Raw genomic sequence first — 16260 nt, 5'->3', positions numbered from 1 at the left:
ATGACCGACACCGCTACCGTGTTACGCGAACGCGACCGGCAGACGCTGCTCGCCACCTGGGCAGATCGCCCCGGCCTGATGGGCTGGCTGACCACGGTCGACCATAAGCGCATCGGTCGCCGTTACATCGTCACGGCGCTGGTGTTCTTCGTCCTCGCCGGCATCATGGCAATACTGATGCGCATCCAGCTGTCGCGGCCGGAGAACCATTTCCTCGGACCCGATCGCTACAACCAGCTGTTCTCGATGCACGGTTCGGTAATGATGTTCCTGTTCGCCGTGCCCGTGATGGAAGCCGTGGCGGTGTACATGGTTCCGCTGATGGTCGGCGCGCGGAACATTTCGTTCCCGCGCCTGAATGCCTTCAGCTACTGGGTCTACCTGTTCGGCGGCGTCATGATTTTTCTTGCCTTCATCGGCGATGTCGGGCCCGAGGCCGGCTGGTCGGGCTATGTCCCGTTGTCGGGCCCCGATTTTTCGCCCGGCAAGCGCACCGACTTCTGGGCGCAGATGATTACCTTCACCGAGGTCGCTGCGCTGTGCGTCGCGGTGGAACTGGTCGCCACCATCCTGTGCATGCGCGCACCGGGCATGACCCTGCGACGCATCCCGCTGTTCGTGTGGTCGATGCTGGTCACCAGCCTGATGGTGATCTTCGCGATGCCTTCGGTGATGGTTGGCAGCACGTTTCTGATCACCGACCGGTTGGTCGGCACGCAGTTCTACAACGCATCGGAGGGGGGCGATGCACTGTTGTGGCAGCACCTGTTCTGGTTCTTCGGGCATCCGGAGGTCTACATCATCTTCATGCCGGCGCTGGGAATGATCTCCAGCATCGTGGAGACTTTCTCCCGGCGCCCGATCTTCGGCTACACCGCCATGGTGCTGGCGCTGTTCGCGACCGGGTTCCTGGCGTTCGGCTTGTGGGTGCACCACATGTTCGCGACGGGCCTGCCGCCGCTGGGCAACAGCTTCTACACCGCGGCCAGTATGATGATCGCCATCCCCAGCGGCGTGCAGATCTTCTGCTGGATCGCGACGCTGTGGACCGGCAAGCCCGTGGTCACCGTGCCCTTGCTGTTCGTGCTGGGCTTCTTCGCGTTGTTCGTGCTCGGCGGGATGACCGGCGTCATGGTCGCAGCGGTACCGCTGGACCTGCAGGTGCATGACACCTATTTTGTCGTTGCGCACTTCCACTACGTGCTGATCGGCGGCGCGGTGTTTCCGCTGATGGGCGCGCTGTATTACTGGTTCCCGAAGTTCACCGGCCGCATGCTCAGCGAGCGGCTCGGGCGCTGGCAATTCTGGCTGTTCTTCATCGGCTTCAATGTGACCTTTTTCCCGATGCACATTCTCGGGCTGATGGGCATGCCGCGGCGGGTGTACACCTACCCGGCGGGGCTGGACTGGGACCTGCCCAACCTCATCGCCTCGGTCGGTTCGTGGATCATCGCTGTGAGCGTGCTGTTATTCGCCATCAACTTCGTGCTCGCGATGCGGTCGCGCGATCCGATAGGCGACAACCCGTGGGGAGCACCGGATCTCGCATGGGCAACGGCTTCGCCACCGCCGCCGTACAACTTCGAGGAAATGCCCGCCGTGTACGGCCCCGAGCCGCTTTGGCCACTGGACAATGACCTTGCGGTGATGACCGGATTGAGCAAAACCAAGCGCGAGGCGCTGCTCACTTCCTCGACCGATGCCCATCCGGCCACGCGCTGGACGATGCCTGATCCGGACATCTGGCCGCTGCTCTCGGCGCTGGCGATCACGCTGCTGTTCGTATGGTCGATTTTCAGCCCATGGGGCGTGGTCTGGGGCGCGATTCCGGTGGCTATTGCGCTGACCGCCTGGTTCTGGCCCAGGCGCAGCCAGCCGAGCATGGGAGGCTCGCAATGAGCCGCACGATCACCATCGTCGGCGATGTTTCGGAACTGCCGGACCACAACTTCGGTTCGACCAGCCTGGGCTGGTGGGGCGTGATTGGCTTCATGCTGATCGAGGGCATGGGTTTCGTGCTGGCCGTTGGGGCGTACTACTACCTGCTGCATTACGAGACCTCCTGGCCGCCGGCCAGCTCGCCGCCGTCGCTGCTGTGGGGCACGCTGTTTACGGGTATCGCCATCGCCAGCGAGATTCCGAACCAGTGGTTGAAAAAGCGCGGGGAAAACTACGATCTGCCGGCGGTGCGTTTCGGGCTGGTGTTGATGACGCTGGTCTGTGCAGTGCTGCTGGCAATCCGTGCGATGGAATTCACCGCGCTCAACGTCAGCTGGGACAAGAACGCCTATGGCTCGATCGTATGGGCGATCCTCGCTCTGCACACGCTGCACATGGCCACCGACACCTTCGACAGTGGCGTGCTCGTCGTGCTCGCCTTCGTGAAGAAGTTCGACGGCCGCAGGTTCTCCGACGTTTCAGACAACGCACTGTACTGGCACTTCATCGTGTGGAGCTGGGTCGTGCTCTACATCGTCGTGTATTGGACGCCGCGATGGCTGTGAAGGCGTTGATGAAAATGTCAAATTCCGCTGAATTCAAGCCGTGGGCCGGATTGATAGCCGGCATGGTTGGCGCTGGCCTGCAACATCAGCTCATTTCTGATTCGATGCATTTCGACTGCCGCTACGGCCAATACGACCTGCTGGTGGGACTGACGGCACTGCTGTTGATCGTGGTCGGAGCGGCCTTCTCCTGGTCGGCCGTGCGTGCGCATCCCGGGCCCGACTCCACGCGCCGCTTCGTCGCACACATGAGCCTGATGGCTGCGGCGCTGTTTGCGCTGATGGTGCTGTGGGGAATCATGGCCGGCGCGATCCTGCCCGCGTGCCTGCCATGATGCTTGCGGTTCGAATGGCGATGGCAGCATCGGCGGCGGCCTCGTTCACGGTGCTCGCGCATGGCGTGCATGATGGCACCGCCGCGCCCGAATGGACCTTTGACGGCTGGGTTGTCGGCCCGCTGCTGGCCAGTCTCGCCTGGTACGCAGTGGGCTATCTTCGCCTGCGCCATCGTACGACCGCCGCCACCGCGCACCACGCGAGCGCGAGCTTGTTCATCGCAGGCTGGCTGGTGCTGGCCGCGGCGCTGGTCACGCCGCTGCACGAAGCCGGCGAGCGGTCGTTCGCGGCGCACATGGTCGAGCACGAACTGCTGATGCTCGTCGCGGCGCCGCTGCTGGTGCTGTCGCATCCGATCGGCATCGCCCTATGGGCGTATCCGCAAGGCGGACGTCGGGCGCTGGCGGCGTTCGGGCGCGGCATCAGCACGCCATGGCACATGTTGACGGCACCGATGACGGCGACGATGTTGCAGGCCGTCGCACTGTGGGCGTGGCACGCGCCGCGTCTGTTCGATCTGGCGCTGGCGAATCAGGGATGGCACGTCGTCCAGCACCTGTCGTTCCTGGTCACCGCGCTGCTGTTCTGGTGGGCCGTGCTTCGTGGGCACGAGCATCGCGTGGGCGTCTCGGTCGGCTGCCTGTTCTTCACCGCCACGGTGAGTGGCGCACTCGGCGCGCTGATGGCGTTTTCGTCCAGCCCTTGGTACGCCGGCTACGCAATAAGTGGACTGGATGCCTTCGGGCTCACGCCCGCCGAGGACCAGCAACTGGCTGGACTGCTGATGTGGATTCCCGGCGGCGTGGTGCATGCGCTTGCCGGGCTCGCGCTGTTCGCGCGCCGGCTCGGCCGGGAGGGAGGGCGATTCGATGCGTTCGATAACGCGTGCCACCGTGGCGGTCTTCGCGGTACCCTCCCGAAAGGTGCTGCACACGATCGATTTCGATGATGACGACAAGGCGCCGGCGACCGTGCAGGCGGTCGGGCTCGTATTGCGTCCGGACCGTGCATTCGTCGCGCTTGGCCGCGGCGACGCCGTGGCGGAAGTGGATCCGAAAACCTTCGCGATCAGCCGCTATTTTCCGGTCGGCCACCGCAACTGGGGTATCGGCATCGCGCCTGATGGCAAGCAACTTGTTGCCGCGAATGGCTTGTCCGGGGACGGCACGGTGATCGATCTGGTCGCGAACAAGCCAGTCGCCACGATAGCGGTTGGCGGCAAACCATGGGGTGTGGTGGTGACGCCATGACCGTTTTTTTTCGCAGGAGCTTTCCTCGCCCGTGCATGCCGCTTGCCATGCTGCTGCTTGGCTTCGCTGCGTGTACCGCGGCCACCGCCCACGACCTTCGCGTCTGCGCCGATCCGAACAACCTACCGTTCTCCAACGCCACCGGCGAAGGCTTCGAAAACCGTATCGTCGAGCTGCTCGCCAAAGACCTCGGTGCGCACGTCAAATACACCTGGTGGGCGCAGCGCCGCGGCGCAGTCCGCAATACGCTCAACGCCGGCGCTTGCGACGTTATCCCGGGCATGGCCAGCAGTGCCGACATGACCGGCACCACTGATCCGTACTACCGCTCCACCTACGTTTTCGTCAGCCGCATGGATCGCGGCCTGCGGACGCTGACCTCGCTGGACGATCCACGCCTGCGCACGCTGCACATCGGCGTGCAGCTGGTCGGCGACGACGGCGTCAACCCACCCCCAGCGATGTCGCTCGCACGCCGCGGCATCACCGGAAACGTGCGCGGTTACACCGTGTATGGCAATTATGCGGACAAGGCGCCGCAGGCTGCGGTCATCCAGGCGGTCGTACACGGTGACATCGACGTGGCCGTAGTTTGGGGCCCCACCGCCGGCTACTTCGCTGCACTGTCGGGTGTGCCCATGGTGCTGACGCCCGTCACGCCCTGGCTCGATGGGCCACAGTCGCCGATGGTGTTCGACATCTCGATGGGCCTGCGCCGCGGTGACCGCGTGCTGCGGCGCGAGCTCGACCGCGCACTCGCACGCAACCATGCAGCCATCGATAAAATCCTCGATGACTACCATGTGCCACGCGTAAACGATCCGACGCTACCGGCGCCACCGACTCGCTGACCTGAGGTCCGCTTCCGGCTGAAGCAGGCGCCAGTCGGACTCCAGCCGCTATCAGCTCCAGCCGCGATCATTACCTCTGGCGCAAGCGACATGTGGCAGGGCAAATGCTCGGGAGGCAATCACCGGCGAACCGGGCGTTCGCTGGTACTCCGATCCACGACGTGAGCAGTAGCGGTTGTAGACATCGCCGCTGCACGGTAGCGATGTCGCATGTCCATGCTTACCGGCATCTTCGGTCCTTGAACAAGGATGCGATCAACCAGAAGAGTTCAACCGCGAGGACTTAAGCGGGCATGTTTATGCAGGTTCATCCGGGGCTCTTGGGCGCCGGGTCAGTTCGTAACTCCTATCTTCCAGAGATGCCCCGGATGAACAACCTACTGAGAAATCCAGGAATCGATCAGGCCTTGGACGAGCCGAACGTCGTCGAATCCAGATGCTCTATGCCGGTGATGTCGCCGAGCCAGATCGCGCCATCCCAGTCCGGGCGCTGGATGCTTTCGAGTTTCACGATGCCGTTGAGGCCTTCGTTACCGTCGCCGTCCTGGAACACCTGCACCGTGGGCGTCACCGTCACCACGCCCTCCTGTGGCGCCGTGTGACCGCAGTGCACGCGCACGCGGGCGTTGACCGCCAGCTCGGTTACCCAATGCTCCAGGCGGGCTATGTCGGCCGGCTGCGTGAATACCTTTGTGGCGGAACGACCCATGACGTAACCTCCGGAAGGGCTGTGGATGGCGGGCTGGCGGGGCCTTTCAGAAGGTAGACGCCGCGCCGTCACGTGCGTGGCTGGAGCGCGTGCAGCGCCGGTGATGCCCGCGCCCTGCTGCAGCCTCGCGGCGAGCCCGCACCACGGCATCTGCACATCGATGGCCGCACGATCGCTCTGGTCCTGTGCGCTGCTTGCACCCCGCGGAGCCCGGCATGTTTCCCACCACCCGACGCTATCGACAGATCGGCGCCTTCATTCTGAAGTACCGCCGTGCCGGCGTGCTCCGTGCGCCGGGCGATCCGCCCGGCATGGACACCGGCGAAGGCGACATTCCACCCGAACAGTTTTCAGAGGACATCGAGGCGCTCGGTCCGGCCTTCGTGAAGCTGGCGCAGGCGCTGTCCACCCGGCCCGACCTGGTGGCGCCGCGTTATCTGTCGGCGTTGCAGCGCATGCAGGACGGCGTGGGCGAAGTGGCCGCGCTGGAGATCGAAGGCGTCGTCGCGCAGGAGCTTGGCGCCCCGGTCGGCGCCCTGTTCCTCCGCTTCGATCCCACGCCAATCGCAGCCGGCTCGCTGGCCCAGGTGCATGCGGCGGAGTTGCCCGATGGCACACCAGTGGCGGTGAAGGTGCAGCGTCCCGGCATCGAGGCCCGCGTCGCCTCGGATATGGAGCTGCTGACCGCGGTGGCGCGCTTCGCCGAAGGCCACGCCGACACGGCACGGCGCCTGGGGGTGTGCGATTGGGTCGCCGCCTCCTACGAGGCACTGAACGAAGAGCTGGATTTCGTCGCCGAGGCCGAGAACCTGGAGGCGCTGGCGGAGGTGTTCGATCCATATCCCGGCCTGGTGGTGCCGCTGCCGCATCGCAGCTTCTGCACGCGGCGGGTACTGACCATGGACCTGATCCGCGGAAGCAAGGTGGAGGCGGGCGCGATCGATGCGCAACGCGGCGAAGCGCTGGGCGGTTCGCTGCTGCGTGCCTACCTCGACCAGGTGTTCGCCCGCGGCCGCGTGCATGCCGACCCGCACCCGGGCAATGTGCTGCTTGATGAAGACGGACAGCTGGCTGTAATCGACGCAGGCATGGTCACCTATCTGTCGCGTTCGTCACGGCTGGCGCTGCTGCGGATCATGCTGCATGCGATCCAGGGCGACGGCGACACTGTGGCCTGCCTGTGCGAGACGATGGGCCGGCGCCTGCCCGAATACGATCGCCAGAGCTACCGCCGCGCCGTGCGCAACCTGGTGGGCCGCTACGCTGCACGACGCGCGGACGGCGCTTTCGCCGAGGGCACCTTGCTGCTCGATCTTACCGCCCGTGGCGCCCAGTGTGGTCTGCAGCCACCGCCGGAGTTGAGCCTGCTGGGCAAGACCCTGATCAATCTCGAAGCGACACTGAGTGCGCTGCATCCGCGACTGCCGACGCGACGCATCATCGAGCAGCACCTCGAATCGCTGCTGCTCACTCTGCTGCGCCACGAAACCTCCAAGACCGGCGCGGCCGCGCTCGCCTTCGACGTGTACGCGCTGGGTCACGGCATGCCCGGCAAGGTCGCGCGCCTGCTGGACACGCTGGCCGACAACGACCTGCGCGTGCGCGTGGACGGTCTGGAGGAATCGCACCTGATCGAGAACCTGCAGAAGATCGCCAACCGCGTGGCGATCGGCCTGATCTCCTCGGCGCTGATCGTGGGCGCGGCGCTGCTGGCGCGCTCCGGCGCACGCGACCTCCCTACCTGGACGATCGTGCTGTTTGCCCTCGCGGCGCTGCTCGGGCTGGGGCTGATCGTCAACGCCTGGCGGGTCGATCGCAGCACGGCACGTGCGATCAAGCGGGTCGACCGCGGCTGATGGCGCGAGCTCCGGCTTGCTTCTTCACGGACGTCGCGACACTTTCATCGGCTGCGTACGGGCACTAGAGCCGCAGGCACCTAGCGTACACCGGCACCGGTCGGTCAGGCCGAGGGTCGGCAGGGATCCACCCAAAAACCGGCAATTCGCCGCCTAAGTTCGCGCGGCATCTAGAATTTGCTGTGGGTTACATCTAGTTAGCCACCGTCTCTTCTTTGTCACGATCGGCGGCTGCGGCCTCCTCGGCTGCACGAAGAATTCGACGTGCAAAGTCGATTGGCGTGACTTCCCTGCTCGTGTCCACCGTGTAGTCCCCGAAACGGTTGATGTGCGCGGTTCGGTATGGCGATAGGCCGGCCAGCACTTCCGGGCTGATCTCGACACCCTCATCTCGGAGCTCGGCCAGAACCCGAGACATCTGCTCAACGTTGTGTAGGATCACGAGGTTGGCCACCAGGTGGTTGTAGCCGACGATCTTCTGCTGCTCGTGCAGCACGTTCTCGGCAATGATCCCCTGCCCGCCGAAAAACGCCCACTTGGTGAAGTTGTTGAACTCCTCACTTTTGTTGGTCGCCGCCTGTATGGTCTTGCGCACCTCGACATCGTCGATGTAGCGCAACAGGAACAGCGTGCGGATGACACGGCCCAGCTCCTTGAAGGCAAAATAGAGCTTGTTCTTGCGGCTGTAATTGCCCAAGCGACGCAGAATCGTAGAGGCAGAAATCTTGCCGGTTTTGATCGATACAGCCACGCGAAGCATGTCGTGCAGGTGGTTTTCGATCAGGTTCCAGTCGATGCTTCCGTCCCCGAAGAGTGCCTGGATGTGCGGGTAAGACCCTTGCGGGTCTGGCCTGGATAGCGCGAGGTCCTTGATGTTGCGGATGCGAGGCATGAGTTCGATGCCCAGGAGGTGAGCCAAGCCAAACACGGGGAAATTCTGGGCTTGGGTATCGCCGTGCACCGTGTCAGGCCGGATCTCTGACCGATTCTCGATCAGGCCATCGAGGATGTAGATGGCCTCGTAGGCGCCGCAGGGAATGAAGCGGCTGAAAAGCGCGATGTACTTGTCCGACACGTGGTAATAGCCGATGCCACCGTAGCCTCCGTAGCGGATGTGGTATTCGGAGAGCAGGTTCTGCTCGTAGACGCTCCACTTCGTCCCATCGGCTGAGGCGGACTTGCCGCTGCCCCAGTAGCCAGGGAGCTCGAACTTGTTGTACAGGTTGATTGTGTCGACCGTGGCACGCTCGAGGGTGTCTTCCGTGACGTACTTGAGGTTCAGCCAGGCGGTCTGCCGCCGACTGAACCCACGGATTGACCGCGCCGTCTGGGTGGGCCCCAGGTTGCACCCGTAGCAGAACAGCGTCGTCACCACGCGGTGGTGCAAGTCACGTACGCGTGCCTCGGTGCCGGCGAGCGGCTTGAAGTGTCGGGTCAGATCCACCCAGCTGGTTGCATCGACCAGCACGTCAACAATGCTCGTCTCGGGCAGGCGCTCGGTGATGAAGCTGTCGACCAGGGCGATCGCTTTAGACAACTCCGTTCGCGGTAGCTTGCGGAGGATCAACCTGCCGTCAACGATATCGGCGTGTGCGTTCTCGGGGAAACGAGCGTCGACCTCACGGCACTTCGTTCGCAGCTGCTCGCGCAGCGTTTGGACAAAGGTGGCGGGCTCGGTCGCGATCCCGGACACCTCGCCGTAACTGGCCAGCTCCTCCTGAAAAGTGCACTCGTCGACCAGCTCTTCGCGATAGTCGTCGTAACGCTCGCCTCCGGGAATAAACAGGTCACCTGACTTCAGCTCGTCCTTGATCTGAAAGAGCACCGACAACTCGAAGTATCGCCGTTGCATCCAACCTTCCCGATCCACGCCCCAGTCCTTCGGGAACACATGCCGGCGCCAGTTGGCAGTCATCCAGCCAAAGTCTTGGTCCAAGCTCAGTCCCAGCGGTGCCACCTCCACCACGTCTCTTCTTTGGGATCGCAGCGTCGCTAGAGCCCGGATCAGGCGCTCCATGGCAGGATCTTGGGAAGAGGTACGCAGGTCCATCACGTCCAGGCAGTTGAGCAGCAAAGCGCGCTGTTGAGCGTAGGGTTTGGCCAGGAACGGCAGGAAGTTCTTGCTGGCGTAGGCCATGTGCTCATCGCATTCGGCAAGTGTTCGAGTCAAGTTCGGCCCGACCACGTCTCCGATCGCGGAGATTCGCTGACTGTCGGTTCCGTCGACCTGATAGGCCTGAAGGATCTCTTTCAATTGCGCCACCAGGTGATCGGTTCGCTTCAAATGTTCGACCTGGTAAACCATGAGGTTCTTCTGGGCCGTGTTCTCCAGGTTCTGCATCAACCGGATGAAAAGGTCCGCTGCATCATCCAGCGCCTTGCCGTGCCGGGAGCGAATGAACACGGCCGCCAGCGCATAGCGCTTGGCGGGCTTGAGCTCGGCCAACTCGGCGGCATCCAGTGCCCGCGCCATGGCGCGAAAGTATTTCAGCTTGGGTACCGGTACATCGATCGCTGGGATCATCGCCGCTAGCTTCTGCAGTCGGTCGATGTGCTGCAGATAAAAGCGCACCTCCTTGTTTCCTGGGCGCTTGGGTTCGCGCTTCAGGGCCTGCCAGCCGCTATGGGTGTCCCCCGGCGTGACGGATAACAACTCGTCGATCTTCTTGCGCACCGCCGGCGCCAACAGAGCGCTGATGCGTTCGAAATGGCTTTCGTGAACGCTTTCGCGGGCGGCGGCGGCCATGTCGTCGAGCGTGCGGAAGGCCGGCAGCTCGTACCGGTGGTGGTACAGCTCCTCGATCATCACGTTAATGATGTCCGGCAGCATGTGCTTGGTCTGGGCAGCCTGCTCAGCCACCGTCCGCAGCCACTGCCGTCCAGACTCTCCCAGCGGGCGCACGTTCAAGTAGTGCCGGATCTTGGCCACGTGCTCGCGCTTCATGCGCGAGGCGTCGTAAGCCTCCAGATCGCTGACGGTGAAGGCTCGACGGTAACTCAACGCTTCCGCCACATGGCGCACAACGCGCTCGGGAATGTCGCGCAGCGCGCCGAAGCCGCCGCGGTGCGGAAGGGTTTTCAAGTGAAGCATCACCGCCAAGCGGATGGCCGGCTGCTTGCTCAACGCCTGCACGAAGGCCAGATCGTCCGCGGAGGGCGTGAAGTGCTGATTCAGCTCGCGGGCTGTGGGGTCTTGCTTCAGTCGCGGATAGGCAGTCTCGTGAGGTGCGGTCATGCGTGGTGCATCTCCAATATCGAACGAGAGGTCAGTTCCAGTGGCGCTCTCCCGCTTCATCGTGAAGCGAGGCGTCCGCCTGCAGGTCGTGGTTATCGGCGATCCGGTAGATGTCTTCGATCAGTGCCGATGCCACTTCGTCCAGATCGACGTCATCGGATACATCGACCTTGAGCCGGTACCGGGTGCACTCAGGATTCACCGCAACGCCTTGGTGTGGCGACAGGCAAAGGGTCTCGATTGTCCGCCGTGCCTTGGCGACGCTGCGGCCCTTATGGCGGGGTGTCAGGCGCAGCGCTAGCATCAAGGTGACGGTGACCGACGATGAGCCGGAGGGTGGCGGCAAGGGCGCCGGCGGAGAACCCGTTACTGGAGCTGGCATGCTGGCGAGAGCTGTTTCGATGCGTTGCTGGCCGAACGTGTCCGGTGCATCGATGTATCGCATGGCCGAGTGCATGTCTTTCCATCCCACATATTCCATGAGGGCGCGCACGTCCCAACCGTTGGCGCTGGCCCAACCAGCAAACCCACGTCGTAGCGAGTGGCCGCTGTAGATCTCCGGCGACGCCATGCCCGCGCGCGTGAAAAGCCGCCGCAGCAGGGGCACGACGCTGTTGGAGTGCAGCGAGCCCACCCTGATCCCTCCCGTACGGGTGATGCCGCGAAAAAGCGGCCCCTCGGTGAGGCCGGCTGTAGCAATCCAGTCGAGCGTGGACGCCACCGGGCACCACCGACTAAGCGCGGGAACCCGATAGGTGGTACCGACGAGTTGCCGGTCTGTTTTGCTGCGGGCCAGGAAGCAGGTCATGCCTTGTCCCGGTACCGCAGCCACATCTGCGGTCTGCAGGCTGACCAGCTCGTCCACGCGAAAGCCTCGCCAGAACCCCAGCAGAAGCATGGCGCGGTCGCGACGGCAGCGCAGTCCTTCGGCTCGGTCATGTCGCTGGTCCGCTGCAATGACAGCGGCATCAAGCCAATCGGAAACCCGGGCCACCGCGGACAGCTGCAGGGGGGCGGCACGCTTCTCGCGTGCTGGGTGGAGCGCCTGGATGCCCTTAAGGGTCTGTTTGACCCGCGCCGCCGTGGTGGGGTCGGCAAAGCCGTGGGCCTGGTGCCACTGCGACAGTGCCGCCAGCCGTTGCCGGAGCGTGTTAATCGAGAGCGTGGCCGCATGGGCCACCAAGTACTGCGCCACTGTATCGGCCGTGGCCGGCAGCAACCCGCCCCAGCTCACCTCGAAGTGACGAACCGCGGAGGCGTAGCTGCGCTGGGTATTTTCCCGCCGCGCCGCCTCCAGATAGGTTTCAAGGGTATGGGGTGGCATGTTCACGCTACGGCTGGGGCGGCTCCATTGTCCGCGATTTCAGGAGTGGTGGCCGCCATGGGCCGCGTCGTGAGCATCACAGGCGGGAGTGGAGCATGTTGCATCCCCCCGTTCCACCTTGAGCGTGACGTGCTTGATATGAAAGCGCTCGTCCAGCACAGCACTGAGCCGTTCCCGAGTGATCGTCTCATCGGCCTGGGGTTCTATGACGATAGGTACAGCCAAGGCCGGCTCGCCCGGCAGTTAACTCATTGTTGACGCCACCAATCCGCAGCACGGACATCGCTTTATGATGGGCCATGAATAACGCCACACGTGATCAAACCCGCAGCGTTCTGCAAGCGCTGGCCGCGGCCGCCCTGTTCGGACTGAGCACGCCGTTGGCCAAGCTTCTCGTCGGCACGATCCCTCCGCTGCTGCTAGCCGGATTGCTTTATGCCGGTTCAGGCATTGGGCTCGCCCTGTTGATAGCCATGCGTGCGCTGCGCCGCCAGCCGATAACCGAAGCCCCACTGGTGCGTCGCGATGTGCAGTGGCTGGCTGGTGCGGTGTTGGCCGGTGGCGTGTTCGGTCCGATCCTGCTGATGCTTGGCCTGACCCACACATCGGCTTCGACTGCTTCACTGCTGCTCAATCTGGAGGGTGTGCTGACCGCCGTCATCGCGTGGGTGGTGTTTCGCGAGAACGTCGACCGGCGGGTGTTCCTCGGCATGGTGGCGATCATTGCCGGCAGCGCGCTGCTCTCCTGGCAGCGACAAACGCGCCCCGAAATTCCATGGGGCGCCCTGGCGATCGCCGGTGCTTGCCTGTGCTGGGCGATCGACAACAATCTGACCCGCCAGGTGGCCGGCGGCGATCCGATGCAGATCGCCGCGATCAAGGGCGGTGTAGCCGGCACCATCAACGTGCTGCTGGCGCTGGTCATGGGCTACCGCTTTCCCAGTGCACTGCCACTGTTGGCCACCGGAGTACTCGGCTTCGTGGGGTACGGGTTGAGCTTGGTACTGTTCGTTCTGGCTTTGCGCGGGCTCGGCACCGCGCGCACCGGCGCGTATTTTTCCACCGCCCCGTTCCTGGGCGCTGCGTTATCGCTGCTGCTCTTCACCGAACATCCGGATATGGCGTTTTGGCTGGCAGGCGGATTGATGGCCATCGGCGTGTGGCTGCACGTAAGTGAAAACCACGATCACCTGCATGAGCACCACAAACTGATGCATAACCATCAGCATCGGCACGACGCGCATCACCAGCACGCCCATGATTTCCTTTGGAACGGTGAAGAGCCGCACACGCATCCGCACGTGCACGAACCGATGACTCACAGTCATCCGCACTATCCGGATATGCATCATCGTCATGACCACTGAAGCCGCCACGACATGAATTGCCAGCAGCACTGGGACAATGTTTATGGCACCACGGCCGCCGACGCGGTCAGCTGGTATCGACTGCACCTGGACAGCTCGCTCATGCTGATCGAGCGTGCAGCGCCCGACCGTGCTGCTGCCTTGCTTAAAGAACGACACGGAATGCCGTGCCGGCATGGGTAACCAGCTCAGCGACAGCAGGATTTATCCTGCTGGATCGGCGGACATGGTGCGCTACCATAAGAGCAGAACACGCAGCAGTCACCGGGTCGAGGACGCAGCAGCTCCCCGCAACCCTTGCAGTCATAAAAAAACTGACACGCATCGGTCGGCATGGTCTCGATGACTCGATGGCCGCAATGCGGACAGGTGAGCGTGCTCTGCAGGATCGGCTCAGCCACCATGAGTTTGCGCCGTAGCCGGAAAACCAGCATCGGTGATGGTACGCATCAGCACCGGCACCGTGGTGCGATCGGCATCGTACGTCACAGTGATTGTCTCGGCTTTCAGATCGACCTTCGTGCTTGTCACGCCGGCCACGCGACTCAAAGCCTTCTTGATCGTCACGTTGCAGGCCGGACAGGTCATGTTTGCTGCATGCAGCACCGCCGTCGTTGGCGTTGCCGCCTGCGCCAGGCCAAACCACAGCGTTGCCACCATTCCAGCGATCACGTTACGCATCGTTCATCTCCTACAGAAACCAGCCCGCCGCATAGGGAAATAGCAATAGAAGCACGATCAACGCCGTGGCCAGCCATAGCCAGCGCCGACGTCGGCGCAAGACCAGCGGATCAACGCAAACGCCATCCGTACGGCAGCGCGACGCTGGTCCATACAACGCCCAGAACGCGAGCGCGAGGCAAAGCAAGGTGGCCGAGACGAACCACGGCCGCCAGGAATCGAGCGCCGTGAGATGAGCGATCCATGCGCCACTGATGCCCAGCAAGACCAGCACCAGCGGTACCACGCAACACACTGAGGCGCCTATCGCCGCGAACAACGCGACGATCACGGCGGGCAGCGACGATTTGGCAAGCAGCGTAGTCATTGGCTCATACTAACCTCCGTACCCAACTACGGAGTCAAGCATGGCTTCTGCCCTCACCATTGGTGGGTTGGCCCTGGCCGCCGACGTGCACGTTGAGACCGTGCGCTATTACCAGCGTGTCGGACTGATGCGTGAGCCCCAGCGCCCCCTGGGCGGGGTGCGTCGTTATGAGCGTCAGGATCTGGCGCGCCTCCAGTTCATCCGACGCGCCAAGACCATGGGCTTTACGCTGGAAGAGATTGCCGGGCTGCTGCAACTGAGGGGTAAGCGGGCCTGCGCGCAGACACGTCGGCTGACCGAGCTCAAGCTCCTCGACGTACGCCGCAAGCTGGAGGAACTGCAGCGGTTGGAGGCTGAACTCGTTCAGCTTGCTGACGACTGTGCGCACGCACCACGTGGCGGACACTGTCCCACCTTGGAATTTCTGCGACAGCAGTAGCTTCCGCCAGTCCGTGCAGGTATGCGTGTATTGGTTTATGGCCGCACCGTGATGGATGTGACCGTGCTCGTCATGCCGCTCTGGTGCAGAGTGAAATTCACCGTGTCGCCAATCTTGGCGACTTGGAGCAAACCGGGTGAGGCCACCTTGAAGGCCATGGTCATCGCCGGCCAGCCGATCGAGGCGATGGCCTGATGCTGTAGGGTGATCGTGCCGTTGGGGATGTCGATGGCCTTGACGATGCCGATACCCCGAGCTTCTTGGGGAGGTTGCATCCCCTGCATGTCCTGCATGCCAGCCATTCCCTTCATGTCCTTGGCCTGAGTCGCTGCTATCGAGGTGCTGGCCAGGGTGAGGGCAACGAGGGCCAATGCGATGTTGAAACAATACTTCATGGTGCTTCTCCGGGTGGGTTGGAAACTGAGGGGCTGGGAATGGGGGATTGCGGGGCCGCGACGCGACGCAGGCGGCGCAGCGCCAGCAGCCGGTAGGCGGCCGGCAGCACGAGCATGGACAGCAGCGGCGCGGTGAGCATGCCGCCGATCATCGGCGCGGCGATGCGCTGCATCACCTCCGACCCCGCGCCGTGGCCGAGCAGGATCGGAAACAGGCCGGCGAGGATCACCGCCACGGTCATCGCCTTGGGCCGCACGCGCTGCACGGCGCCTTCGCGGATCGCCGCGTCGAGCGCGGCGGCATCCGCATGGGGATCGAGCGCCAGCCGACGATCCCAGGCCTGGCGCAGGTAGAGCAGCATCACCACGCCGAACTCGGCGGCCACGCCGGCCAGTGCGATGAAGCCGATCAGCGTCGCCACCGACACGGCATGTCCGAGCGCCCAGATCAGCCACAGCCCGCCGACCAGCGCCAGCGGCACGCTGGCCATGATCAGCGCGGTCTCGCTGGCGCGGCGGAACACCGCGTAGATCAGCCCGAAAATGATCGCCAGCGCGATCGGCACCACCAGCTTCAGTCGCTGCATCGCGCTGGCCAGATACTCGAACTGGCCCGACCACGCGAGGGTCACACCGGGCGGCAGCCGCACCCGGTCGGCCATGGCCCGTTTGAGTCGCGCCACCGTGCCGCCGAGGTCGCTGCCGGCGGCGGTGTCGACGTAGACGTAGGTGGCCAGCTGGCCGTCCTCGCTCCTGAGCATCGACGGACCGCTGGTCACCGTCACGTCGGCCACCTGCGCAAGCACCAGCTGGGCGCCGCCGGGAGCCACGATCGGCAACTGCCTGATCGCCGCCAGCGAGTCGCGCTCCGCGCGCGGATAACGCAGCACGATCGGAAAGCGCTCGCGGCCCTGCACCGTCTGTCCGATCGGCGCGCCGCCGACCA

17 protein-coding genes are annotated in these 16260 nt (G+C 63.8%); 9 read left to right on the top strand and 8 right to left on the bottom strand.

Annotated elements, in window-relative coordinates; translation table 11 throughout:
* From ctaD to ACO2Q2_RS00060, 6 genes are read left to right on the top strand one after another with little or no spacing between them, the layout of a single operon-like run.
* Nucleotides 1-1899: a cytochrome c oxidase subunit I gene (gene ctaD, locus ACO2Q2_RS00085; RefSeq protein ID WP_423253725.1), complete on the top strand. Its 1899-nt coding sequence runs from the start codon at nucleotides 1-3 to the stop codon at nucleotides 1897-1899.
* A complete protein-coding gene (locus ACO2Q2_RS00080) occupies nucleotides 1896-2504 on the top strand; it encodes a cytochrome c oxidase subunit 3 (protein WP_423253723.1) in 609 nt (202 codons plus the stop codon). Before ctaD ends, ACO2Q2_RS00080 begins: the two co-directional genes overlap by 4 nt.
* Nucleotides 2495-2839 carry a hypothetical protein gene (locus ACO2Q2_RS00075; protein ID WP_423253722.1) on the top strand — a complete coding sequence of 115 codons (345 nt, stop codon included), beginning with the start codon at nucleotides 2495-2497 and terminating at the stop codon, nucleotides 2837-2839. Before ACO2Q2_RS00080 ends, ACO2Q2_RS00075 begins: the two co-directional genes overlap by 10 nt.
* Nucleotides 2836-3789: a cytochrome c oxidase assembly protein gene (locus ACO2Q2_RS00070; RefSeq protein WP_423253721.1), complete on the top strand. Its 954-nt coding sequence runs from the start codon at nucleotides 2836-2838 to the stop codon at nucleotides 3787-3789. The genes ACO2Q2_RS00075 and ACO2Q2_RS00070 overlap by 4 nt, the downstream gene beginning before the upstream one ends.
* A complete protein-coding gene (locus tag ACO2Q2_RS00065; RefSeq protein WP_423253719.1) occupies nucleotides 3764-4090 on the top strand; it encodes a hypothetical protein in 327 nt (108 codons plus the stop codon). The genes ACO2Q2_RS00070 and ACO2Q2_RS00065 overlap by 26 nt, the downstream gene beginning before the upstream one ends.
* 35 nt (nucleotides 4091-4125) lie before the next feature.
* Entirely contained in the window at nucleotides 4126-4941 is an 816-nt protein-coding gene (locus tag ACO2Q2_RS00060; RefSeq protein WP_423253717.1) for a substrate-binding domain-containing protein, read from the top strand.
* Between the two features lie 400 nt (nucleotides 4942-5341).
* Here ACO2Q2_RS00060 and ACO2Q2_RS00055 read toward each other — a convergent pair whose 3' ends face one another.
* Entirely contained in the window at nucleotides 5342-5650 is a 309-nt protein-coding gene (locus ACO2Q2_RS00055) for a DUF3247 family protein (protein ID WP_423253716.1), read from the bottom strand.
* Between the two features lie 215 nt (nucleotides 5651-5865).
* Between ACO2Q2_RS00055 and ACO2Q2_RS00050 the strand changes: the two genes are divergently transcribed.
* A complete protein-coding gene (locus ACO2Q2_RS00050) occupies nucleotides 5866-7506 on the top strand; it encodes an ABC1 kinase family protein (protein WP_423253714.1) in 1641 nt (546 codons plus the stop codon).
* A gap of 193 nt (nucleotides 7507-7699) precedes the next feature.
* Here the strand turns inward: ACO2Q2_RS00050 and ACO2Q2_RS00045 are convergent, their stop codons facing one another.
* Together ACO2Q2_RS00045 and ACO2Q2_RS00040 are read right to left on the bottom strand one after the other, a co-directional pair.
* On the bottom strand, nucleotides 7700-10741 hold the full coding sequence (locus ACO2Q2_RS00045; RefSeq protein WP_423253712.1) for a Tn3 family transposase: 3042 nt from the start codon (nucleotides 10739-10741) through the stop codon (nucleotides 7700-7702).
* A 31-nt stretch (nucleotides 10742-10772) separates the two neighbouring features.
* Nucleotides 10773-12065, bottom strand: coding sequence for a tyrosine-type recombinase/integrase (locus tag ACO2Q2_RS00040; RefSeq protein ID WP_423253710.1), 1293 nt, complete (start codon nucleotides 12063-12065; stop codon nucleotides 10773-10775).
* A 299-nt stretch (nucleotides 12066-12364) separates the two neighbouring features.
* Between ACO2Q2_RS00040 and ACO2Q2_RS00035 the strand changes: the two genes are divergently transcribed.
* Nucleotides 12365-13432 (top strand): DMT family transporter, encoded by a 1068-nt coding sequence (locus ACO2Q2_RS00035; RefSeq protein ID WP_423253709.1) that lies wholly within the window; start codon nucleotides 12365-12367, stop codon nucleotides 13430-13432.
* 188 nt (nucleotides 13433-13620) lie between these two features.
* Here the strand turns inward: ACO2Q2_RS00035 and ACO2Q2_RS00030 are convergent, their stop codons facing one another.
* The 3 genes from ACO2Q2_RS00030 to ACO2Q2_RS00020 are packed head-to-tail and all read right to left on the bottom strand — an operon-like array spanning nucleotide 13621 to nucleotide 14480.
* The gene (locus ACO2Q2_RS00030) at nucleotides 13621-13836 is read right to left on the bottom strand and encodes a GDCCVxC domain-containing (seleno)protein (RefSeq protein WP_423253707.1); all 216 of its coding nucleotides are present in this window, start codon (nucleotides 13834-13836) and stop codon (nucleotides 13621-13623) included.
* Nucleotides 13826-14113 carry a heavy-metal-associated domain-containing protein gene (locus ACO2Q2_RS00025; RefSeq protein ID WP_423253706.1) on the bottom strand — a complete coding sequence of 96 codons (288 nt, stop codon included), beginning with the start codon at nucleotides 14111-14113 and terminating at the stop codon, nucleotides 13826-13828. The genes ACO2Q2_RS00030 and ACO2Q2_RS00025 overlap by 11 nt, the downstream gene beginning before the upstream one ends.
* A gap of 10 nt (nucleotides 14114-14123) precedes the next feature.
* The gene (locus ACO2Q2_RS00020) at nucleotides 14124-14480 is read right to left on the bottom strand and encodes a mercuric transporter MerT family protein (protein ID WP_423253704.1); all 357 of its coding nucleotides are present in this window, start codon (nucleotides 14478-14480) and stop codon (nucleotides 14124-14126) included.
* Nucleotides 14481-14520: 40 nt separating this feature from the next.
* Here ACO2Q2_RS00020 and ACO2Q2_RS00015 point away from each other — a divergent pair, with 40 nt between their 5' ends.
* Complete coding sequence (locus ACO2Q2_RS00015) at nucleotides 14521-14919, top strand: MerR family DNA-binding protein (protein WP_423253703.1); 399 nt, start codon at nucleotides 14521-14523, stop codon at nucleotides 14917-14919.
* Between the two features lie 35 nt (nucleotides 14920-14954).
* Here ACO2Q2_RS00015 and ACO2Q2_RS00010 read toward each other — a convergent pair whose 3' ends face one another.
* Complete coding sequence (locus ACO2Q2_RS00010) at nucleotides 14955-15314, bottom strand: copper-binding protein (protein WP_423253701.1); 360 nt, start codon at nucleotides 15312-15314, stop codon at nucleotides 14955-14957.
* A partial coding sequence (locus ACO2Q2_RS00005) for an efflux RND transporter permease subunit (protein ID WP_423253700.1) occupies nucleotides 15311-16260 on the bottom strand: 950 nt, incomplete at its 5' end. The genes ACO2Q2_RS00005 and ACO2Q2_RS00010, both read right to left, overlap by 4 nt.

This window comes from Dyella sp. KRB-257 (genome assembly GCF_049445995.1).
GTDB lineage: Bacteria > Pseudomonadota > Gammaproteobacteria > Xanthomonadales > Rhodanobacteraceae > Dyella_A.
The sequence above is the reverse complement of the archived record's forward strand: the minus strand, read 5'-3'. Positions and strand labels throughout refer to the sequence as shown.

Excerpts from the sequence above, each read along its gene's own strand:
- ctaD (WP_423253725.1), top strand. The coding sequence starts at position 1 with ATGACCGACACCGCTACCGTGTTACGCGAACGCGACCGGCAGACGCTG.
- ACO2Q2_RS00080 (WP_423253723.1), top strand. The coding sequence starts at position 1,896 with ATGAGCCGCACGATCACCATCGTCGGCGATGTTTCGGAACTGCCGGAC.
- ACO2Q2_RS00075 (WP_423253722.1), top strand. The coding sequence starts at position 2,495 with ATGGCTGTGAAGGCGTTGATGAAAATGTCAAATTCCGCTGAATTCAAG.
- ACO2Q2_RS00070 (WP_423253721.1), top strand. The coding sequence starts at position 2,836 with ATGATGCTTGCGGTTCGAATGGCGATGGCAGCATCGGCGGCGGCCTCG.
- ACO2Q2_RS00060 (WP_423253717.1), top strand. The coding sequence starts at position 4,126 with ATGCCGCTTGCCATGCTGCTGCTTGGCTTCGCTGCGTGTACCGCGGCC.
- ACO2Q2_RS00055 (WP_423253716.1), bottom strand. The coding sequence starts at position 5,650 with ATGGGTCGTTCCGCCACAAAGGTATTCACGCAGCCGGCCGACATAGCC.
- ACO2Q2_RS00050 (WP_423253714.1), top strand. The coding sequence starts at position 5,866 with ATGTTTCCCACCACCCGACGCTATCGACAGATCGGCGCCTTCATTCTG.
- ACO2Q2_RS00045 (WP_423253712.1), bottom strand. The coding sequence starts at position 10,741 with ATGACCGCACCTCACGAGACTGCCTATCCGCGACTGAAGCAAGACCCC.
- ACO2Q2_RS00040 (WP_423253710.1), bottom strand. The coding sequence starts at position 12,065 with ATGCCACCCCATACCCTTGAAACCTATCTGGAGGCGGCGCGGCGGGAA.
- ACO2Q2_RS00035 (WP_423253709.1), top strand. The coding sequence starts at position 12,365 with ATGAATAACGCCACACGTGATCAAACCCGCAGCGTTCTGCAAGCGCTG.
- ACO2Q2_RS00030 (WP_423253707.1), bottom strand. The coding sequence starts at position 13,836 with ATGGTGGCTGAGCCGATCCTGCAGAGCACGCTCACCTGTCCGCATTGC.
- ACO2Q2_RS00025 (WP_423253706.1), bottom strand. The coding sequence starts at position 14,113 with ATGCGTAACGTGATCGCTGGAATGGTGGCAACGCTGTGGTTTGGCCTG.
- ACO2Q2_RS00020 (WP_423253704.1), bottom strand. The coding sequence starts at position 14,480 with ATGACTACGCTGCTTGCCAAATCGTCGCTGCCCGCCGTGATCGTCGCG.
- ACO2Q2_RS00015 (WP_423253703.1), top strand. The coding sequence starts at position 14,521 with ATGGCTTCTGCCCTCACCATTGGTGGGTTGGCCCTGGCCGCCGACGTG.
- ACO2Q2_RS00010 (WP_423253701.1), bottom strand. The coding sequence starts at position 15,314 with ATGAAGTATTGTTTCAACATCGCATTGGCCCTCGTTGCCCTCACCCTG.